Source organism: Microvirga sp. 2YAF29 (assembly GCF_052114605.1).
Classification (GTDB): domain Bacteria; phylum Pseudomonadota; class Alphaproteobacteria; order Rhizobiales; family Beijerinckiaceae; genus Microvirga.
The window spans coordinates 24,249-38,086 of sequence record NZ_JBFRFB010000004.1 but is presented as its reverse complement, the minus strand read 5'-3'; the positions used below and the strand labels follow the sequence as shown (position 1 = coordinate 38,086).

General features: G+C 62.6%; 17 protein-coding genes. 4 read left to right on the top strand and 13 right to left on the bottom strand.

Annotation, left to right across the window (positions count from 1 at the left end):
• Positions 1–45: 45 nt before the first annotated feature.
• The 6 genes from AB4Y85_RS06510 to ygfZ all read right to left on the bottom strand — a co-directional run bounded on the left by AB4Y85_RS06510 (position 46) and on the right by ygfZ (position 5,810).
• Positions 46–564 carry a tyrosine phosphatase family protein gene (locus tag AB4Y85_RS06510; RefSeq protein WP_441984059.1) on the bottom strand — a complete coding sequence of 173 codons (519 nt, stop codon included), beginning with the start codon at positions 562–564 and terminating at the stop codon, positions 46–48.
• Positions 565–740: 176 nt separating this feature from the next.
• Positions 741–1,334 (bottom strand): YfbR-like 5'-deoxynucleotidase, encoded by a 594-nt coding sequence (locus tag AB4Y85_RS06505; RefSeq protein WP_441984058.1) that lies wholly within the window; start codon positions 1,332–1,334, stop codon positions 741–743.
• Positions 1,334–1,942, bottom strand: coding sequence for a DNA-3-methyladenine glycosylase I (locus tag AB4Y85_RS06500; RefSeq protein WP_441984057.1), 609 nt, complete (start codon positions 1,940–1,942; stop codon positions 1,334–1,336). The genes AB4Y85_RS06505 and AB4Y85_RS06500 overlap by 1 nt, the downstream gene beginning before the upstream one ends.
• 189 nt (positions 1,943–2,131) lie before the next feature.
• On the bottom strand, positions 2,132–2,767 hold the full coding sequence (locus AB4Y85_RS06495) for an FMN-binding negative transcriptional regulator (RefSeq protein WP_441984056.1): 636 nt from the start codon (positions 2,765–2,767) through the stop codon (positions 2,132–2,134).
• Between the two features lie 95 nt (positions 2,768–2,862).
• Positions 2,863–4,809, bottom strand: coding sequence for a PAS domain S-box protein (locus AB4Y85_RS06490; RefSeq protein ID WP_441984055.1), 1,947 nt, complete (start codon positions 4,807–4,809; stop codon positions 2,863–2,865).
• Positions 4,810–4,916: 107 nt separating this feature from the next.
• Positions 4,917–5,810 (bottom strand): CAF17-like 4Fe-4S cluster assembly/insertion protein YgfZ, encoded by an 894-nt coding sequence (ygfZ, locus tag AB4Y85_RS06485; protein ID WP_441984054.1) that lies wholly within the window; start codon positions 5,808–5,810, stop codon positions 4,917–4,919.
• Between the two features lie 74 nt (positions 5,811–5,884).
• Here ygfZ and AB4Y85_RS06480 point away from each other — a divergent pair, with 74 nt between their 5' ends.
• Complete coding sequence (locus AB4Y85_RS06480; RefSeq protein WP_441984053.1) at positions 5,885–7,219, top strand: dihydroorotase; 1,335 nt, start codon at positions 5,885–5,887, stop codon at positions 7,217–7,219.
• Positions 7,220–7,385: 166 nt separating this feature from the next.
• Here AB4Y85_RS06480 and AB4Y85_RS06475 read toward each other — a convergent pair whose 3' ends face one another.
• From AB4Y85_RS06475 to pdxH, 7 genes are all read right to left on the bottom strand, one after another.
• On the bottom strand, positions 7,386–7,802 hold the full coding sequence (locus AB4Y85_RS06475; protein WP_441984052.1) for a GIY-YIG nuclease family protein: 417 nt from the start codon (positions 7,800–7,802) through the stop codon (positions 7,386–7,388).
• Between the two features lie 55 nt (positions 7,803–7,857).
• A complete protein-coding gene (locus AB4Y85_RS06470) occupies positions 7,858–8,121 on the bottom strand; it encodes a hypothetical protein (protein WP_091135465.1) in 264 nt (87 codons plus the stop codon).
• A 235-nt stretch (positions 8,122–8,356) separates the two neighbouring features.
• Positions 8,357–8,938, bottom strand: a complete 582-nt coding sequence (locus AB4Y85_RS06465) for a TIGR02301 family protein (protein WP_441984051.1) — start codon at positions 8,936–8,938, stop codon at positions 8,357–8,359.
• Complete coding sequence (locus AB4Y85_RS06460; RefSeq protein ID WP_441984050.1) at positions 8,935–9,384, bottom strand: NUDIX hydrolase; 450 nt, start codon at positions 9,382–9,384, stop codon at positions 8,935–8,937. Before AB4Y85_RS06460 ends, AB4Y85_RS06465 begins: the two co-directional genes overlap by 4 nt.
• The gene (locus tag AB4Y85_RS06455) at positions 9,381–9,815 is read right to left on the bottom strand and encodes a hypothetical protein (protein ID WP_441984049.1); all 435 of its coding nucleotides are present in this window, start codon (positions 9,813–9,815) and stop codon (positions 9,381–9,383) included. The genes AB4Y85_RS06460 and AB4Y85_RS06455 overlap by 4 nt, the downstream gene beginning before the upstream one ends.
• A 10-nt stretch (positions 9,816–9,825) precedes the next feature.
• The gene (locus AB4Y85_RS06450) at positions 9,826–10,581 is read right to left on the bottom strand and encodes an SDR family NAD(P)-dependent oxidoreductase (protein WP_441984048.1); all 756 of its coding nucleotides are present in this window, start codon (positions 10,579–10,581) and stop codon (positions 9,826–9,828) included.
• 62 nt (positions 10,582–10,643) lie between these two features.
• Positions 10,644–11,252, bottom strand: a complete 609-nt coding sequence (pdxH, locus tag AB4Y85_RS06445; protein WP_441984047.1) for a pyridoxamine 5'-phosphate oxidase — start codon at positions 11,250–11,252, stop codon at positions 10,644–10,646.
• A 45-nt stretch (positions 11,253–11,297) separates the two neighbouring features.
• On the opposite strand from pdxH, the gene AB4Y85_RS06440 reads away from it, so the two are divergent.
• From AB4Y85_RS06440 to fabI, 3 genes are all read left to right on the top strand, one after another.
• The gene (locus AB4Y85_RS06440; RefSeq protein ID WP_441984046.1) at positions 11,298–11,813 is read left to right on the top strand and encodes an RT0821/Lpp0805 family surface protein; all 516 of its coding nucleotides are present in this window, start codon (positions 11,298–11,300) and stop codon (positions 11,811–11,813) included.
• Positions 11,814–11,908: 95 nt separating this feature from the next.
• Positions 11,909–12,853 (top strand): DnaJ C-terminal domain-containing protein, encoded by a 945-nt coding sequence (locus AB4Y85_RS06435; protein ID WP_441984045.1) that lies wholly within the window; start codon positions 11,909–11,911, stop codon positions 12,851–12,853.
• A 135-nt stretch (positions 12,854–12,988) separates the two neighbouring features.
• Positions 12,989–13,813, top strand: a complete 825-nt coding sequence (gene fabI, locus AB4Y85_RS06430; protein WP_441984044.1) for an enoyl-ACP reductase FabI — start codon at positions 12,989–12,991, stop codon at positions 13,811–13,813.
• Positions 13,814–13,838: the final 25 nt, after the last annotated feature.

Genomic DNA, 13,838 nt, shown 5'->3' with positions numbered 1-13,838 from the left:
ATGGCCTCTTGATGGTCCGGGACGGCCCGGCATAAGCGGAATCGGTTAGTTCCTGCTAAGCTGTAACATGAAGGGCGTGCCCTCCATAGCGTCCGCCCCGCGCCCGATGGCGCTGATGGCATCGACCATGCGGCCGTTGCGGCCGAGAAGATCGTCGGCCAGGGCCACGAAGCGCGCATTCGGCGTGGCCATGGGCGAGGCGGCTCGAAGTGTATTCGCGATCTCCGCCTCGTCGCGCTCCGGCGCCAGGGCGCAGGCGGCGATATAAGCGCCCGCGGTCGAGCGGCTGATGCCGGCCCAGCAATGGATCACGATGGGACGCTCCCGATCCCAGCCTCGCACGAAGGTGAGAACCTGCTCCATGTGACTGGCTTGAGCGAGAATATGCCCCTCCAGCGGCTCGACGATATCGCTGACGCCGATGAACAGATGACGATCCGCCGCAATGGCGGCAGGCCGCTCGATCTTCGCTCCCGTTCCCATGAGGCTGAGCACATGAGAGGCGCGCGTTTCGGCAACCGTAACGTGGAGGCGGGAGAGGGGGCTGACGTGGAGAGTGGGCATGTGATCCGGCTCGTGTGAGGCGGAGACTTACACGATTCCGCAAATTGGCGCACGCGTTGGTGAGCACGGGCTCTCAAGTCAAGAATTGAGCGACTGAAGCGTCCGCCAGTTTACCCACGTCATCACCGGCCATAACGTCGAGGGGTGGTTGTCTCTTCACCCTATAAGACTCCGCCTCAACTCCCCAAAGCCGCAACCACATGCTCCTGAAACATCTCCTCCGCCTGCGCCACGGGCCAGGGTTCGAGGAATGTGAGCACGCTGCGGGGCAGGGGATCGGGTCGGCCGAAGAACTTGATGGCTTCCTCGTGGCCGAAGCCTGCGAGATGCGTGGCTTCGAGAAAGGCGGCCTGCCGGTCTGCCTGCTTGATGAAACGCTTCAGGGCCGCGCTTTGCGATGCAGGCAAGCCGAAATGCAGATGGATCGCGCCGAGCAATCCTGCCTCGATGGATTTATAGGCATCGCCGATCACTGCCTTGAACGGCGAGATGATGTCGCCGATCACGTATTCCGGCGCGTCGTGCAAGAGCACCGCAAGCCGCGTGGCGCGCGGCATTTCGGGGTCGAGATGGTTTGCGATCGCTTCGACAAGCAGGCTGTGCTGCGCGACGGAGAAGATATGCGCGCCGATTGTCTGCCCGTTCCAGCGCGCGACGCGCGCAAGGCCGTGGGCGATGTCGTCGAGTTCCACGTCGAGCGGCGAGGGATCGAGCAGGTTGAGGCGGCGGCCTGAAAGCATCCGCTGCCAGACGCGGGGTTCCTTGGCCATCAAAGCTTCTCTGCGAGCGCCGCACATTCCGCGTGACGATAGCAGCCGGTAAGATGGTCATTCGCCATGCCGACCGCCTGCATGAAGGCGTAGACGATAGTGGGGCCGACGAAGTTGAAGCCTTCCGCCTTCAGAGCCTTGGAGATGCGCCGCGACACATCCGTTTCAGGCTGTACGTCGCGGCGGCTTTTCAGGTTGTTCTGAATCGGGCGACCGTCGATGAAATTCCAGAGATACTGCGAGAAGCCGCCGCGCTCCTGGATATCGAGCCATGCGCGCGCTCCTGCAATCGTCGCAACGATCTTGGCGCGGTTGCGCACGATGCCGGGGTCTAGCATCAGCGCTTCGACCTGGGCATCGTCGAAACGGGCGATGATTGCAGGATCGAAACCGGCAAAGGCGCTGCGGAAATTCTCGCGCTTGCGCAGGATCGTGATCCACGACAATCCGGCCTGGAAACCGTCGAGGATCAGCTTCTCGAACAGGGCGCGGTCATCGAATTCGGGCACGCCCCATTCGGTGTCGTGATACTCGACATAGAACGGGTCCGTGCCGGGCCACCAGCAGCGGGTCTTGTTATCGGGATGTAGGATCAGGCCATCGGTCATGGGCAAGGTTTATCCGCAACCGGCGCAAACGGGAAGAGGCGGGTCAAGTGCCACAATCACCAACCTCATCCTGGGAGTCTGGCCGGAAAAGGATAGAGCGCAGGTTTCCCTCCCCACAAGGGGGAAGAGGGTTGCCAGCGCTTTATCGGCCAGACACTCAGGATAAGGGCTATGGGGTAGAGGAAGGCGCTATGCGCCCCGCTTGTCCACCAGCTCCGCCATGCGATGCGCGGCCTCATCGCCCGCGACACGCAGTCCCTCCGCAACTCCACGGCGGTCGGCCTCCGACCGGTTCTGGCTGACCTTCCATTTGCCCTCGATCCGTGTGATCTCGACCTCAATGCCGACGATGCCCTTGAGCTGTCCAGCCAGATAATCGGAAGGTGCGTCGTTGACGGACCAGGGCTCTGCGCGACTTGCTTCCCGCACATCCGTGATCGCGGTGATCTGCTGCAGGAGCCAAGCGGGATCATCGACGGTCTTCATGCGGCCATAGGCCTGCACGATGGCGTAGTTCCAGGTCGGCACGACCTTGCCGTGCTCGCGCTTCGTCTCGTACCAGGATGGTGTGATGTAGGTCTCGACCCCCTGGAACACGACCAGCACTTCCTGCTTAGGGTCGAAATCCTTCCATTGCGGATTGGCTCGCGACAGATGAGCCCGCAAGGTGCCCAGCGACGATGCGGTCGGATCGAGTGCGAACGGAATCGGATTCGCGAACAGCCCCGACCTGCCGTTCGTGACGAGTAGCCCGAGCGGATGGGCTCTGATGAGGGCGTGCTGGACCTCGAGGCGGTCTTCGCGGAAATGGGGCGGCTGGTACATGGCAATCCTGCTTTCGCAGGAAAGCTAGCGTCAGGAGCAGGCCGGACGCCAATCAAATTTCCCGATCCTTCCCATCACCGGAGGCGATGAATTGCCTACCCCGTTCGCAGCAGGCGCAGCTTGTCGGCGAGTTCGGTCCATCGATAAGGCTTGCTGATGAAGGAAACACCATCGTCGAAACCATGCGATGGTAGCGTCGACATGGGGTAGCCCGAGGCCAGCAGGACCTTGATCCCGGGCCGCATCTCGCGGGCCCGGCGGGACAGTTCCACACCGTTCATGCCGTTGGGCATGATCACGTCGCTGAAGAGCACATCGATGGATCCCTCGCGGCCGAGGACATCGAGCGCGGCGATGGCGTCGGTCGCGGTCAGGACATCGTAGCCGAGGCTGTCGAAGATCTGGGTAGCGACATCCAGCACTGCCGGCTCGTCCTCGACGATCAGCACAGTGCCGGCGCTGTCGCGGGTCACATAGATCTCGTCCGGGGCCTCGTCTTCGCTCTCTCCTCCACCGCCCTCGATGGCCGGCAGAAGCATGGTGATCGTGGTGCCGAGGCCGGGCACGCTCCCCACGTCGATATGGCCGCCCGACTGGGTGATGAAGCCGTAGACCTGGCTCAGGCCGAGACCTGTGCCCTTGCCCACTTCCTTGGTCGTGAAGAACGGCTCGAAGACCCTGGCCGCCACATCCGGCGCCATGCCGGTGCCCGTATCCTGAACCTCGATGCTCACATAGCGGCCCACCGGCATGCCGAGCGCACGGGCCTCGCCCTCTTCCAAGGTCCTGTTCCTGGTTGCAATTGTCAACATGCCGCCTTCCGGCATGGCATCACGCGCGTTGACGACGAGGTTGAGGAGGGCAGCCTCGAACTGCGCGCCGTCCACGCTGATGGAGGCTGTCCGCGAACCTAGGGAGAGGTGAAGACTCACCATCTCACCGCATGCCCGGCGCAGTACCGACTCGAAGCCTCCGATGAGCATATTTGGATTGTGAGACGAAGGCTGGAGCGGCTGGCGGCGAGAGAAGGCGAGAAGCTGCTGCGTCAGCTTTGCACCGCGCGCAGCGGCATGCTGCGCGCTCTCGATCAGCTTGATCTCGCGCGACCCGGTTATGTTGCGGGTGAGGAAGTCGAGATTGTTGACGATGATCGTCAACAGGTTGTTGAAATCGTGGGCGATGCCGCCGGTGAGCTGACCGATGGTCTCCATTTTCTGGGCCTGAAACAAGGCAGCCTGAGCCTCCTCCAACGCCTCCTGCGTCTTGCGGCGCTCGGTGATGTCGCGGGTAATCTTTGCGAAGCCGATCAGCTCTTTCCGCTCGTCGTAGATCGGATCGATGATGACGCTGGCCCAGAACCGGGTACCGTCCTTGCGGATGCGCCAGCCTTCGGCCTCGAACCGCCCGTCGCGTTTCGAGATTTCGAGCGCGCGTGCGGGGCGCCCCGAGGCACGATCCTCTTCAGTATAGAATTGTGAGAAATGGCGGCCGGTAATCTCTTGTTCCTGGTAGCCCTTGATGCGCTGCGCCCCGGCGTTCCAGTTCGTGACATAGCCCTCCGGATCGAGCATGTAGATGGCGTAATCGGTGACGCCCTGCACAAGCAGGCGAAAGCGCTCTTCGCTTTCCTTAAGCTCCCGTTCCGCCTTACGGCGCTCGGTAAGGTCACGGGTGATCTTGGCGAAGCCGAGCAGATTGCCTTTCGAGTCGATGATCGGGTCGATGACCACATGGGCCCAGAAGCGGGTGCCGTCCTTGCGGATGCGCCAGCCTTCGGCTTCGAACTTGCCCTCACGATAGGCCGTATCCAGGGCCCGCTGAGGCATACCCGCCGCGCGATCTTCCTCTGGGTAAAAGCGTGAGAAATGTTGCCCGAGAATCTCGCTCTCGACATAGCCCTTGAAACGCTGGGCTCCGGAATTCCAGCTCGCGATGATCCCGATTGGATCGAGCATGTAGATCGCGTAATCGGTGACGGAGTCGACAAGAAGCTGGAAGCGCTCCTTCTCAGGCGCCGCATCGTGCGCTTTCTCGGCAATCATTCAATAAACCCCTTGGCCGGCCCACCCCGCACCTTCATTTTTGCGCATCGACGGCCCGATTAGAGTCAACGCACAACGGCGATTGAAGTTCCTGGAAATGGAGTCCGTCAGCCATGCCCCGCCTCGGTTCCGGTAGCAACTTCCCCAGGGAAAGGAAAGCCGATCCAGGAGGGCTTTTCGAGGGTCACGGGAATGCCCCCGGCCCGAATGACATGGCCCGCCGCCAGGGCATCGGTTGCGCGGTCGAGGCGGATCATGATGAGGCCACGCCCGTTGATGCCGGTGCCGGTGGTGCCCAGCGCCTTGTCTCCCGCCGTCACCTCCACGCCTACATCCGCCGCGAAGCCGCCTTCATAGACGGCAGGCACGATCCGCGTGCGGGCCGTGCCCCGGTGCTGCATGCGGGAGACGACTTCCTGGCCCACATAGCAGCCCTTGTCGAAATCGACCCCATGCAGCTGGTCCATGAGGGCTTCGTGAGGGAATGCATCGCCGAACAGGAAATCCCGTCCGCCCTCCGGTACGCCGAGCGCGATCCGACGGACGTGGTAATGTTGAGCCTCTTCGCCCGCGAATTCCGCTGCGTCCTGCGCGGCGATGATGGCACGCCAGCCAAGCTCCGGCAGGCGAGGGTCTTCCGACACCAGGCCGACCTCGTCGTCGGGTTTCGGATCGACCCAGCCGGCCACGACGGCCATGGCATCCGACATATCCTCGACCGTCACCTTGGCGCGGAGCTTGTAGAAGCCAAGCCGCTTGGCCAGATCGGGTGCGAAGACCTTCAAAACATCGAGATAATAACCGCCGCCGATCTCGTCGGGGGCCTGGAAGACGATGAAGTCGAACAGAATCTTGCCCTGGGGCGTCAACAGGGCGCCGAACCGGGCTGTGTGCAGTGACACACGGCCGAGATCGCAGGTGATCAGGTTGTCGAGAAAAGTCTTGGCGTCCTCGCCCGAAACCCTTACCACGCCCCTGTCGGCTAAATGGACTGACGGCATGTCCCGCTCCGGTTGCAATGCTTCAAGGCGAGACATATGCCCCCTTTGCTTCAGCCTCAAGGGATGAGATTGCCATGCCCCAAACCTTCGACACGATCCTCAAGGGCGGTATCGTCGTAAACCACGATGGACGCGTCGAGCGCGATGTCGGAATCAGGGGCGGCACCATCGCCGCCATCGGGGACCTGTCCCAGGCCTCCGCGGGGCGGGAGATCGATTGCCACGGGCTGCATATCCTTCCCGGCGTCATCGACACCCAGGTCCATTTCCGCGAGCCCGGCCTCGACCATAAGGAAGATCTGGAATCCGGCTCCCGCGCCGCCGTCATGGGCGGCGTCACGGCGGTGTTCGAGATGCCCAACACCGACCCGCAGACCACCACGCCCGAGACGCTCGCCGACAAGGTGCGGCGCGGCCATCTCCGCATGCATTGCGACTTCGCCTTCTGGGTCGGCGGCACGCACGAGAACGCGAAGGACGTTGCCGAACTGGAGCGTCTGCCGGGTGCTGCCGGCATCAAGGTCTTCATGGGCTCCTCCACCGGCTCGCTCCTGGTCGAGGACGACGAGGGCATCGCCAAAATCCTCCGCAACACCCGCCGCCGCGCCGCCTTCCATTCGGAAGACGAGGCGATGCTGCGCGACCGGAAAGGTTTGCGCGTCGAGAACGATCCGCATTCCCACCCCGTCTGGCGCTCGGCGGAAGTGGCGCTCGCCTGTACGCAGCGACTCGTGCGGATTTCGCGTGAAACCGGCGCGCGCATTCACGTGCTGCACGTCACGACGGCGGAAGAGATGGCGTTGCTGCGCGACTACAAGGATCTCGTCTCCGTCGAGGTCACGCCGAACCATCTGACCCTCGTCGCGCCGGAAGATTACGAGCGGCTGGGCACCTTCGTGCAGATGAACCCGCCCGTGCGCGACGAACATCACCGCGCCGCGATCTGGCAAGGGCTTGATGAAGGCATCGCCGACATTCTCGGCTCCGACCACGCGCCGCATACGCGCGAGGAAAAGGAGAAGGCCTATCCCAACACGCCGTCCGGCATGACTGGCGTGCAGACGCTCGTTCCCATCATGCTCGATCACGTGAACGCCAGCAGGCTCACGCTGGAGCGTTTCGTAGACATGACGAGCGCGGGCCCCAAGCGCCTTTTCGGCATCGCCCGCAAAGGCCGCATCGCCGTGGGCTACGATGCCGACTTCACCATTGTCGACCTGAAGCGCACCGAGACGATCACCAAAAACTGGATCGCATCGAAATCCCAGTGGACGCCCTTCGACGGCAGAAGAGTCACCGGCTGGCCCATCGGCACCATCGTGCGCGGCAATGTGGTGATGTGGGATGGCGGGTTGGAAACACCTTCGAAGGGTGAGGTGGTGCGGTTCGAAGAGACGATCGGCGGGTGAAATGGTAAGAGTTCATTCACTTACTCGCGCTCGTTGAGAATACCACCACAGCCTCATCCTGAGGAGGTCGCATGTCGACCATCTCGAAGGCCGAGGCGTCTCCAGCGCTCTCTGGATGATCCTTCGAGACACCTGCTTCGCAGGTTCCTCAGGATGAGGGTGGAGGTTATGAAGACTGTGTAGATGGGCTTCTCTTCGAGAGCCTCTGCAACGACTCGAAATCACCTCTGATCAACGCTTCCTTCTTGGCTCTCGACCAGCCTTTGACCTGCCGTTCGTAAGCGATGGCATCCGTAATCCGATCGAAGTGCACAGAGTATGCGAGTGTGACGGGAAGGCGTTTCGCTGTGTAGCCACCGAACAAACCTGCATTGTGCTGGCTCAGGCGTGTCTCCAGATCATCTGACCGGCTCGTACCTGTGTAGTAGCTGCCGTCAGTGCACCGCAGGATATAGAACCAGCAGCCGCTAATGCTTCTCGCGCCTCCAACACCGCCCTCATCCTGAGGAGCAGCCGTAAGGCTGCGTCTCGAAGGATCATCCAGAGAGCACTGGAGACGCCTCGTCCTTCGAGACGCGAGCAAGCTCGCTCATCAGGATGAGGCTGTGGTGGGAATTGGGTCGGATTTCGTGCTTGGCCTAATGCTTCAGCGAAACCGCCATTGAGAACGCACCGCTGCGGATCTTGTCGGCGAGCGTGGCGGCATATTCCGCCACCGCGTCCTCGCCGTAGGTGGTGACGAGTTCCGTGAAGGCGGCGAAGAGCGCGGCCTGGGCCATGCAGTCGGCATCGAGGCCGTCGAGCTCGGCCTCGGCGAAAGCCTCGGTCACATAGCTTAGGGCCGCCTGCTTGATGGCGCTGAGTTCGGGCAGCTCGGTGAGGGGGACGTCGTTATCGTTCATGATCCAGGCCCCTTTATAAAGGGGCGACGCGCGGGTTCGGTTGATTCGAACTTAAACATCGCGCCGCCCCGAGGCCAGCATCACCTTGCAACGAGGTTAATGCGAGGGGTAATGGGCCGAAAAATGTGGATAATAAGGGGAGTGCGTCGTTTTTGCCACATTCCCGAGAGTGGGCCTTGAGATGGTGTGCCGCATTTTTTGACGGCAAATCGGATCCACTTTGCCGAAAAATACTCTAGCCGCCGTAGCGCCCGGTGATGTTGCGGGCGAGCTGCTCGCCTTCCTGGAGGAAACGGGTGGAGGCCTCCTGCGCCGCAGGTGTGCACACCCGGTAGGTGAGGGCATAGGCCTGGTAGCCCTTGTTATAGGAACCGGCAAGGCGCTCCTTGCGGCCGGGTGTCGTGCCTTCCGTATCCAGCAGGATCTGCATGCGCCGGCTCCATTCCTTGGCGTCGGGCGCGGTGCAGAGAGGGCGCAGCATCGCGAGCGAACCCATGATCTCGGCAAGCCGCAAGAGTTCCTTCTCGTAGGGCGCTGGCGGCGGTTCGACCACGGGCGCGGGCTCGGCCTGTTGCTGCTGGCTGGGAGCCTGCTGCTGCGGGGCCGATTGCTGCGGACGCCGCTGCTGCGGCTGCGGGCGATACTGAGGTTGAGGCCTGTATTGCGGTTGTGGTTGTGGTTGTGGATAGGGCTGCTGCGGCGCGTTCGGCTGGCGCGGCGGTCCGAAGAGGCGCTCGAAGAAGCCCTGGGCCGAAGCCGGCTGGATCGTCGAAACAAGTACCGCGAGACCGGCGATGAGGAGACGCGAAAGCCTCATGCGGGTGCGTCCTCGCGAGCAAGCCTGAAGGCCTGTTTCAGGATTACGGCAAGGCCCTCTGTCATGGGCAGGTCGACGATGTCGCGTTGCGTAACCCAACGGATGTCCTTTGCTTCCGGTCCTGTCTGGGGCTCGCCGGACACCCAGCGGGCGGCATGGGCGGCGATCACGACATGGTGCTTTATATCGCCCTTCTCATCCCTTTCAATGAACTCGACAGGGGCGATCAGGCCGATAAGCTTGGCCTCAACTCCGACCTCCTCGCGAAGTTCCCGCAAGGCTGCCTCGCCCAGGAGCTCTCCCGTCTCCACCATGCCGCCAGGGAGCGAGTAAAGCCCTTCGCTCGGTGGCTTGCCTCGGGCCGCCAGCAGAATGCGGCCATCGCGGATCACCGCCACGGAGGCAGCGAGGACGGGGCGGGAGGGATAGAAGCGTTCGCTCGTCATGGTGAGCCCAGCCGATGGGCAAGGCATGGATCGAGAACGATGAAATCGGGATTAGGCCGGCTATAACCGCCGGTTACCACGACCTCCTCGCCGACCTTCATGTCATTGGTGTTGTAAGTAATGCATAGAACCTTCGGGTTAGAACCATCGCCGCACAAGCCGAGATAGGCGAGGGTGCCGTCGAAATGAACAAGGGCGAGCGGGCCTAAGGCGCTGAAATCGATGCGGTTGGCCCCGGTCTCCCGATCCTTCGTCAGTTCACGGATCTCATGGCACCGGGCCTGATAGGAGGGAGGCGTGTCGGCATCGGCGAATGAATTCTTGTCAGTGTTCTCCTGACCGGCCGCTCCCGACGCGGTGCAGATTACCGAAATTGACAGGAAGGATTGAAGAAGAGCCCGCACATGAAATGTTGGGAACGCGAAGGGCATGGATCACCCGTTAAACGTGCTGGCCGCCGTTGATGTGAAGCTCAGCGCCGCTCACATAGGAGCTGGCATCGGTGCAGAGGAAATAGATCGCCTTGGCGACCTCGTCCGGCGTGCCGAGGCGGCGCATGGGGAGCTGCTCGACAATCTTCTCGGTGCCGGGCGACAGGATGGAAGTGTCGATTTCGCCGGGCGAGATCGCGTTCACGCGAACGCCAAGGGGGCCGAAATCGGCGGCCATCTCACGGGTAAGCGCCGCGAGCGCCGCTTTCGACGTGGAATAGGCAGCACCCGCGAAGGGATGCACCCGGCCGCCCGCGATGGAGGTGACGTTCACCACCGATCCCTTGGCGCGGGTCAACTCGTCCTTGAGGCCGCGAGCGAGCATGATCGAGGCGAAGAAGTTCACCTGGAACACCCGCAGCCAATCCTCGTGGGTGGTATGAAGTGCATCGAGCCGCGAGCCGCCTTCGCCCTTGGGCGAGATGCCCGCATTGTTCACGAGGGCATGAAGGCATCCGCCCTCGACTGTGAGCCGTTCCTTCACGACCTCGATGGCGCGCAGCGTGTCGGCTGCATCGGTGAGATCCACCTGAAGGTGATCCTCCGGCCCCATCTCCCACGGGCAGTTCTCGGGGAAACCGTGGCGCGAGCAGGTGATCACCCGCCATCCGGCGGCGGAAAACCGCTTGACCGTGGCGTGTCCGATCCCCCTGCTGGCTCCGGTCAGCAGCATGACGCGGCGGGAGTTATTGGCGGAGGAGGACATGAGTTCAATCTCTGTAAGAGGGAGCGGACCCTTAGCCTGAGACGAAGGCCGGGTCCATGGGCTCACGGATAAAGCCGCACCTTCCGCCAGCCGTTGCCCTCGCGGTTGAAGACCACGCGGTCGTGGAGGCGGAAAGGCTTGTCCTGCCAGAATTCGATGGACATGGGCGCGATGCGGAAGCCCGTCCAATGGGGCGGGCGCGGCACCTCGCCGATGGCGTATTTCGCGGTGTTGACGGCGACCGCCTTTTCCAGCGCGAAGCGGCTTTCCAGCGGGCGCGATTGCTGGCTTGCCCAGGCGCCGATGCGGCTGTCGCGCGGGCGGCTCTGGAAATAGGCGTCCGCCTCGGCATCGCTCACGATGGTCACGGGTCCCCGCGCGCGGATCTGCCGGCGCAGGCTTTTCCAATGGAGCACGAGGGCGGCCTTCTTCTGGCCCAGCAGCTCGCGGCCCTTGTTGGACTCGGTGTTCGTGTAGAAAACGAAGCCGTTTTCGTCGAAGCCCTTCAGCAGCACCATGCGGACATTCGGAAGTCCGTCCTCGTCCACCGTGGCGAGCGCCATGGCGTTGGGGTCGTTCGGCTCCGAGGCTTCCGCCTCCTTCAGCCACGAGGCGAAAAGGGTGAAGGGCTCTTCCGTTTCCGTGAAGTCACCGGTTGTTAACGGGTTCAATGTTTTATCTCGCAGTGTGACTTTTCGTTCAGGGGGACCCGACGCGTGCCGTGGACCAATACGCGCCGTTATAGATCAGATGCATTCCTGAGCGAAGCCATCAAAATCCTGGCGGTCGGCATGATCGCCATGACTGCCGGCGCGTGCAGTTTTTCCTTCGGCGTGGCCGGTTTGGATGAGGACGAGCCCAAGGCGACCGGCTCCGTCGTTTCCACAGTCGCCGCGCCCCTGTCTCCCGACCTGAACGAGGAAGACTGGCGCCGCGCCAAAGCCGCTCTCGCCGTCGCTCTCGATCCGCAGGGCCCCGGCACCCAGGTGTCCTGGGACAATCCGGACACGAACATGAAGGGCACCTTCACGCCGACCGGAGGGCCTTTCGTGAAGAACGACGAGATCTGCCGCGCCTTCACGGCTCATCTCAACGGGGCAAACCAAGCTTCGCTCCAGGGCACGGCCTGCCGTCTTTCGGGCGATGAATGGGCGATCAAGGACGTGAAGCCGGCCAAGGAAGATTCCAAGAAGGCCGATATCAAGCCGGTCAAGGTTTCTTCCAAGACCTAGCCAGCAGGCGTTGCAAAGGCGCAACACTTTGCCCATATGATCGTCAACTCCGTGGGGCATCTTCAGCCCCAATCCGACGGTTCATGGATTCCACGATGCGCAACCCTTACGACGTTCTAGGCGTAGCCCGCTCCGCGAGCGAAGCGGAGATCAAGAAGGCGTTTCGCAAGCTCGCCAAGGCACACCATCCCGACAGCAACCAGAACGACCCGAAGGCCAAGGACAAGTTCGCAGAGGTGAACTCGGCCTATGAGATCCTGGGCGACGCGGACAAGCGCGGCCAGTTCGACCGGGGCGAGATCGACGCTGAGGGCAAGCCGCGCTTCCAGGGCTTCGAAGGTTTCACAGGCGGTAGCCGGGGCGGTGCCCGCGCGGAGGATTTCGCAGGTTTCGGTGGCGGCAACCCCTTCGGAGGGCGCCGTAATGCGCGGGGCTTCTCCGCCGACGCGGGCGAGGACATCTTCTCCTCGCTCTTCGGAGAGGCGTTCCGCTCGGCTGGCACTGATGGCATGCGCCAGGGCCGCGCCCGCCCGAAGAAGGGCGAGGACGTCTCCGCGACCTTGACCGTGACTCTCGAAGAGGTCGCCGAGGAGGCGAAGAAGCGCCTTCGCCTGTCCACCGGGCGCGAGGTCGATGTGGTGATCCCGAAGGGTGTGACGGATGGACAGGTGATCCGCCTGCGCGGGCTGGGGCAGGGCGCTCCAGGCGTCGAGCCGGGCGATGTGCTGCTGACCATCAAGCTAGCGCCACATGAGCGCTTCACGCCCGAGGGCTCGAACCTGCGGGTGCGCCTGCCGATTCAGATCGAGGAGGCTGTCCTCGGCGGCTCGGTGCGCATCCCCACGCTCACCGGCGCGGTCAACATGAACATCCCGGCCAAGACCGATTCCGGCCGCACCTTCCGCCTGCGCGGCAAGGGGCTGCCGACCAAGACAGGGCATGGAGATCTGCTGGTGACCACGGAGATCAAGCTGCCTGAGATATTGGACGAGGAGCTGATGGAATACGCCCGCAAGCGCCGCTCGGCTCAAGCCGAATAACCTGTCCCAAATACAAAAATTTACATTATTGCACCTGGATTCGGGCGCTCCGTCTTAAGAGGGCTTCCCCCTCGTTGCCGGGTCGGCTAAAGAAGCCGCTCTTTCCAATCTGTCCAGCGACGATCTAGGTGAATCATGGCGGAGACAAAGGCCCACGGCATCCTGGCCGGTAAGCGTGGCTTGGTGATGGGCGTGGCGAACAACCGTTCGATCGCCTGGGGCATTGCGCAGGCTGCCCGCCAGCACGGCGCGGAACTCGCCTTCACATATCAGGGCGACGCTCTCAAGAAGCGTGTCGAGCCACTGGCGAAGGAACTCGACGCCCATGTCGTCGGCCATTGCGACGTGACGGACGGCGCCACCATCGACGCCGTGTTCGAGGAAGTGAAGCGCCTCTGGGGCTCCATCGACTTCGTCATCCACTGCATCGCCTTCTCCGACAAGGACGAGCTGACGGGCCGCTATGTCGAGACCACTGAAGGCAACTTCACCAAGTCGCTGCTCATCTCCTGCTATTCCTTCACAGCCATCGCGCAACGCGCCGAAAAGCTGATGACAGACGGCGGCTCCATGCTGACGCTCACCTATTACGGTGCTGAGAAGTGGATGCCGCACTACAATGTCATGGGCGTGGCCAAGGCCGCTCTCGAGGCTTCGGTGCGCTATCTCGCTGCCGATCTGGGCCCCAAGAACATCCGCGTCAACGCCATCTCGGCGGGGCCGATCAAGACGCTCGCCGCCTCCGGGATCGGCGATTTCCGCTACATTCTGAAGTGGAACGAGTACAACTCGCCGCTGCGCCGCACGGTCACCATCGAGGAAGTCGGCGAGACGGCTGCCTATCTCGTCTCCGACATGTCCCGCGGCATGACCGGCGAGATCCTGCATGTGGATGCGGGCTACCACGTGGTCGGCATGAAGAACCCGGAAGCGCCGGACCTCTCCCTCGACAAAGAGTAACCCCTTTAAGAAGAGTAGCCTGACC

Excerpts from the sequence above, each read along its gene's own strand:
- AB4Y85_RS06510 (WP_441984059.1), bottom strand. The coding sequence starts at position 564 with ATGCCCACTCTCCACGTCAGCCCCCTCTCCCGCCTCCACGTTACGGTT.
- AB4Y85_RS06505 (WP_441984058.1), bottom strand. The coding sequence starts at position 1,334 with ATGGCCAAGGAACCCCGCGTCTGGCAGCGGATGCTTTCAGGCCGCCGC.
- AB4Y85_RS06500 (WP_441984057.1), bottom strand. The coding sequence starts at position 1,942 with ATGACCGATGGCCTGATCCTACATCCCGATAACAAGACCCGCTGCTGG.
- AB4Y85_RS06495 (WP_441984056.1), bottom strand. The coding sequence starts at position 2,767 with ATGTACCAGCCGCCCCATTTCCGCGAAGACCGCCTCGAGGTCCAGCAC.
- AB4Y85_RS06490 (WP_441984055.1), bottom strand. The coding sequence starts at position 4,809 with ATGATTGCCGAGAAAGCGCACGATGCGGCGCCTGAGAAGGAGCGCTTC.
- ygfZ (WP_441984054.1), bottom strand. The coding sequence starts at position 5,810 with ATGCCGTCAGTCCATTTAGCCGACAGGGGCGTGGTAAGGGTTTCGGGC.
- AB4Y85_RS06480 (WP_441984053.1), top strand. The coding sequence starts at position 5,885 with ATGCCCCAAACCTTCGACACGATCCTCAAGGGCGGTATCGTCGTAAAC.
- AB4Y85_RS06470 (WP_091135465.1), bottom strand. The coding sequence starts at position 8,121 with ATGAACGATAACGACGTCCCCCTCACCGAGCTGCCCGAACTCAGCGCC.
- AB4Y85_RS06465 (WP_441984051.1), bottom strand. The coding sequence starts at position 8,938 with ATGAGGCTTTCGCGTCTCCTCATCGCCGGTCTCGCGGTACTTGTTTCG.
- AB4Y85_RS06460 (WP_441984050.1), bottom strand. The coding sequence starts at position 9,384 with ATGACGAGCGAACGCTTCTATCCCTCCCGCCCCGTCCTCGCTGCCTCC.
- AB4Y85_RS06455 (WP_441984049.1), bottom strand. The coding sequence starts at position 9,815 with ATGCCCTTCGCGTTCCCAACATTTCATGTGCGGGCTCTTCTTCAATCC.
- AB4Y85_RS06450 (WP_441984048.1), bottom strand. The coding sequence starts at position 10,581 with ATGTCCTCCTCCGCCAATAACTCCCGCCGCGTCATGCTGCTGACCGGA.
- AB4Y85_RS06435 (WP_441984045.1), top strand. The coding sequence starts at position 11,909 with ATGCGCAACCCTTACGACGTTCTAGGCGTAGCCCGCTCCGCGAGCGAA.
- fabI (WP_441984044.1), top strand. The coding sequence starts at position 12,989 with ATGGCGGAGACAAAGGCCCACGGCATCCTGGCCGGTAAGCGTGGCTTG.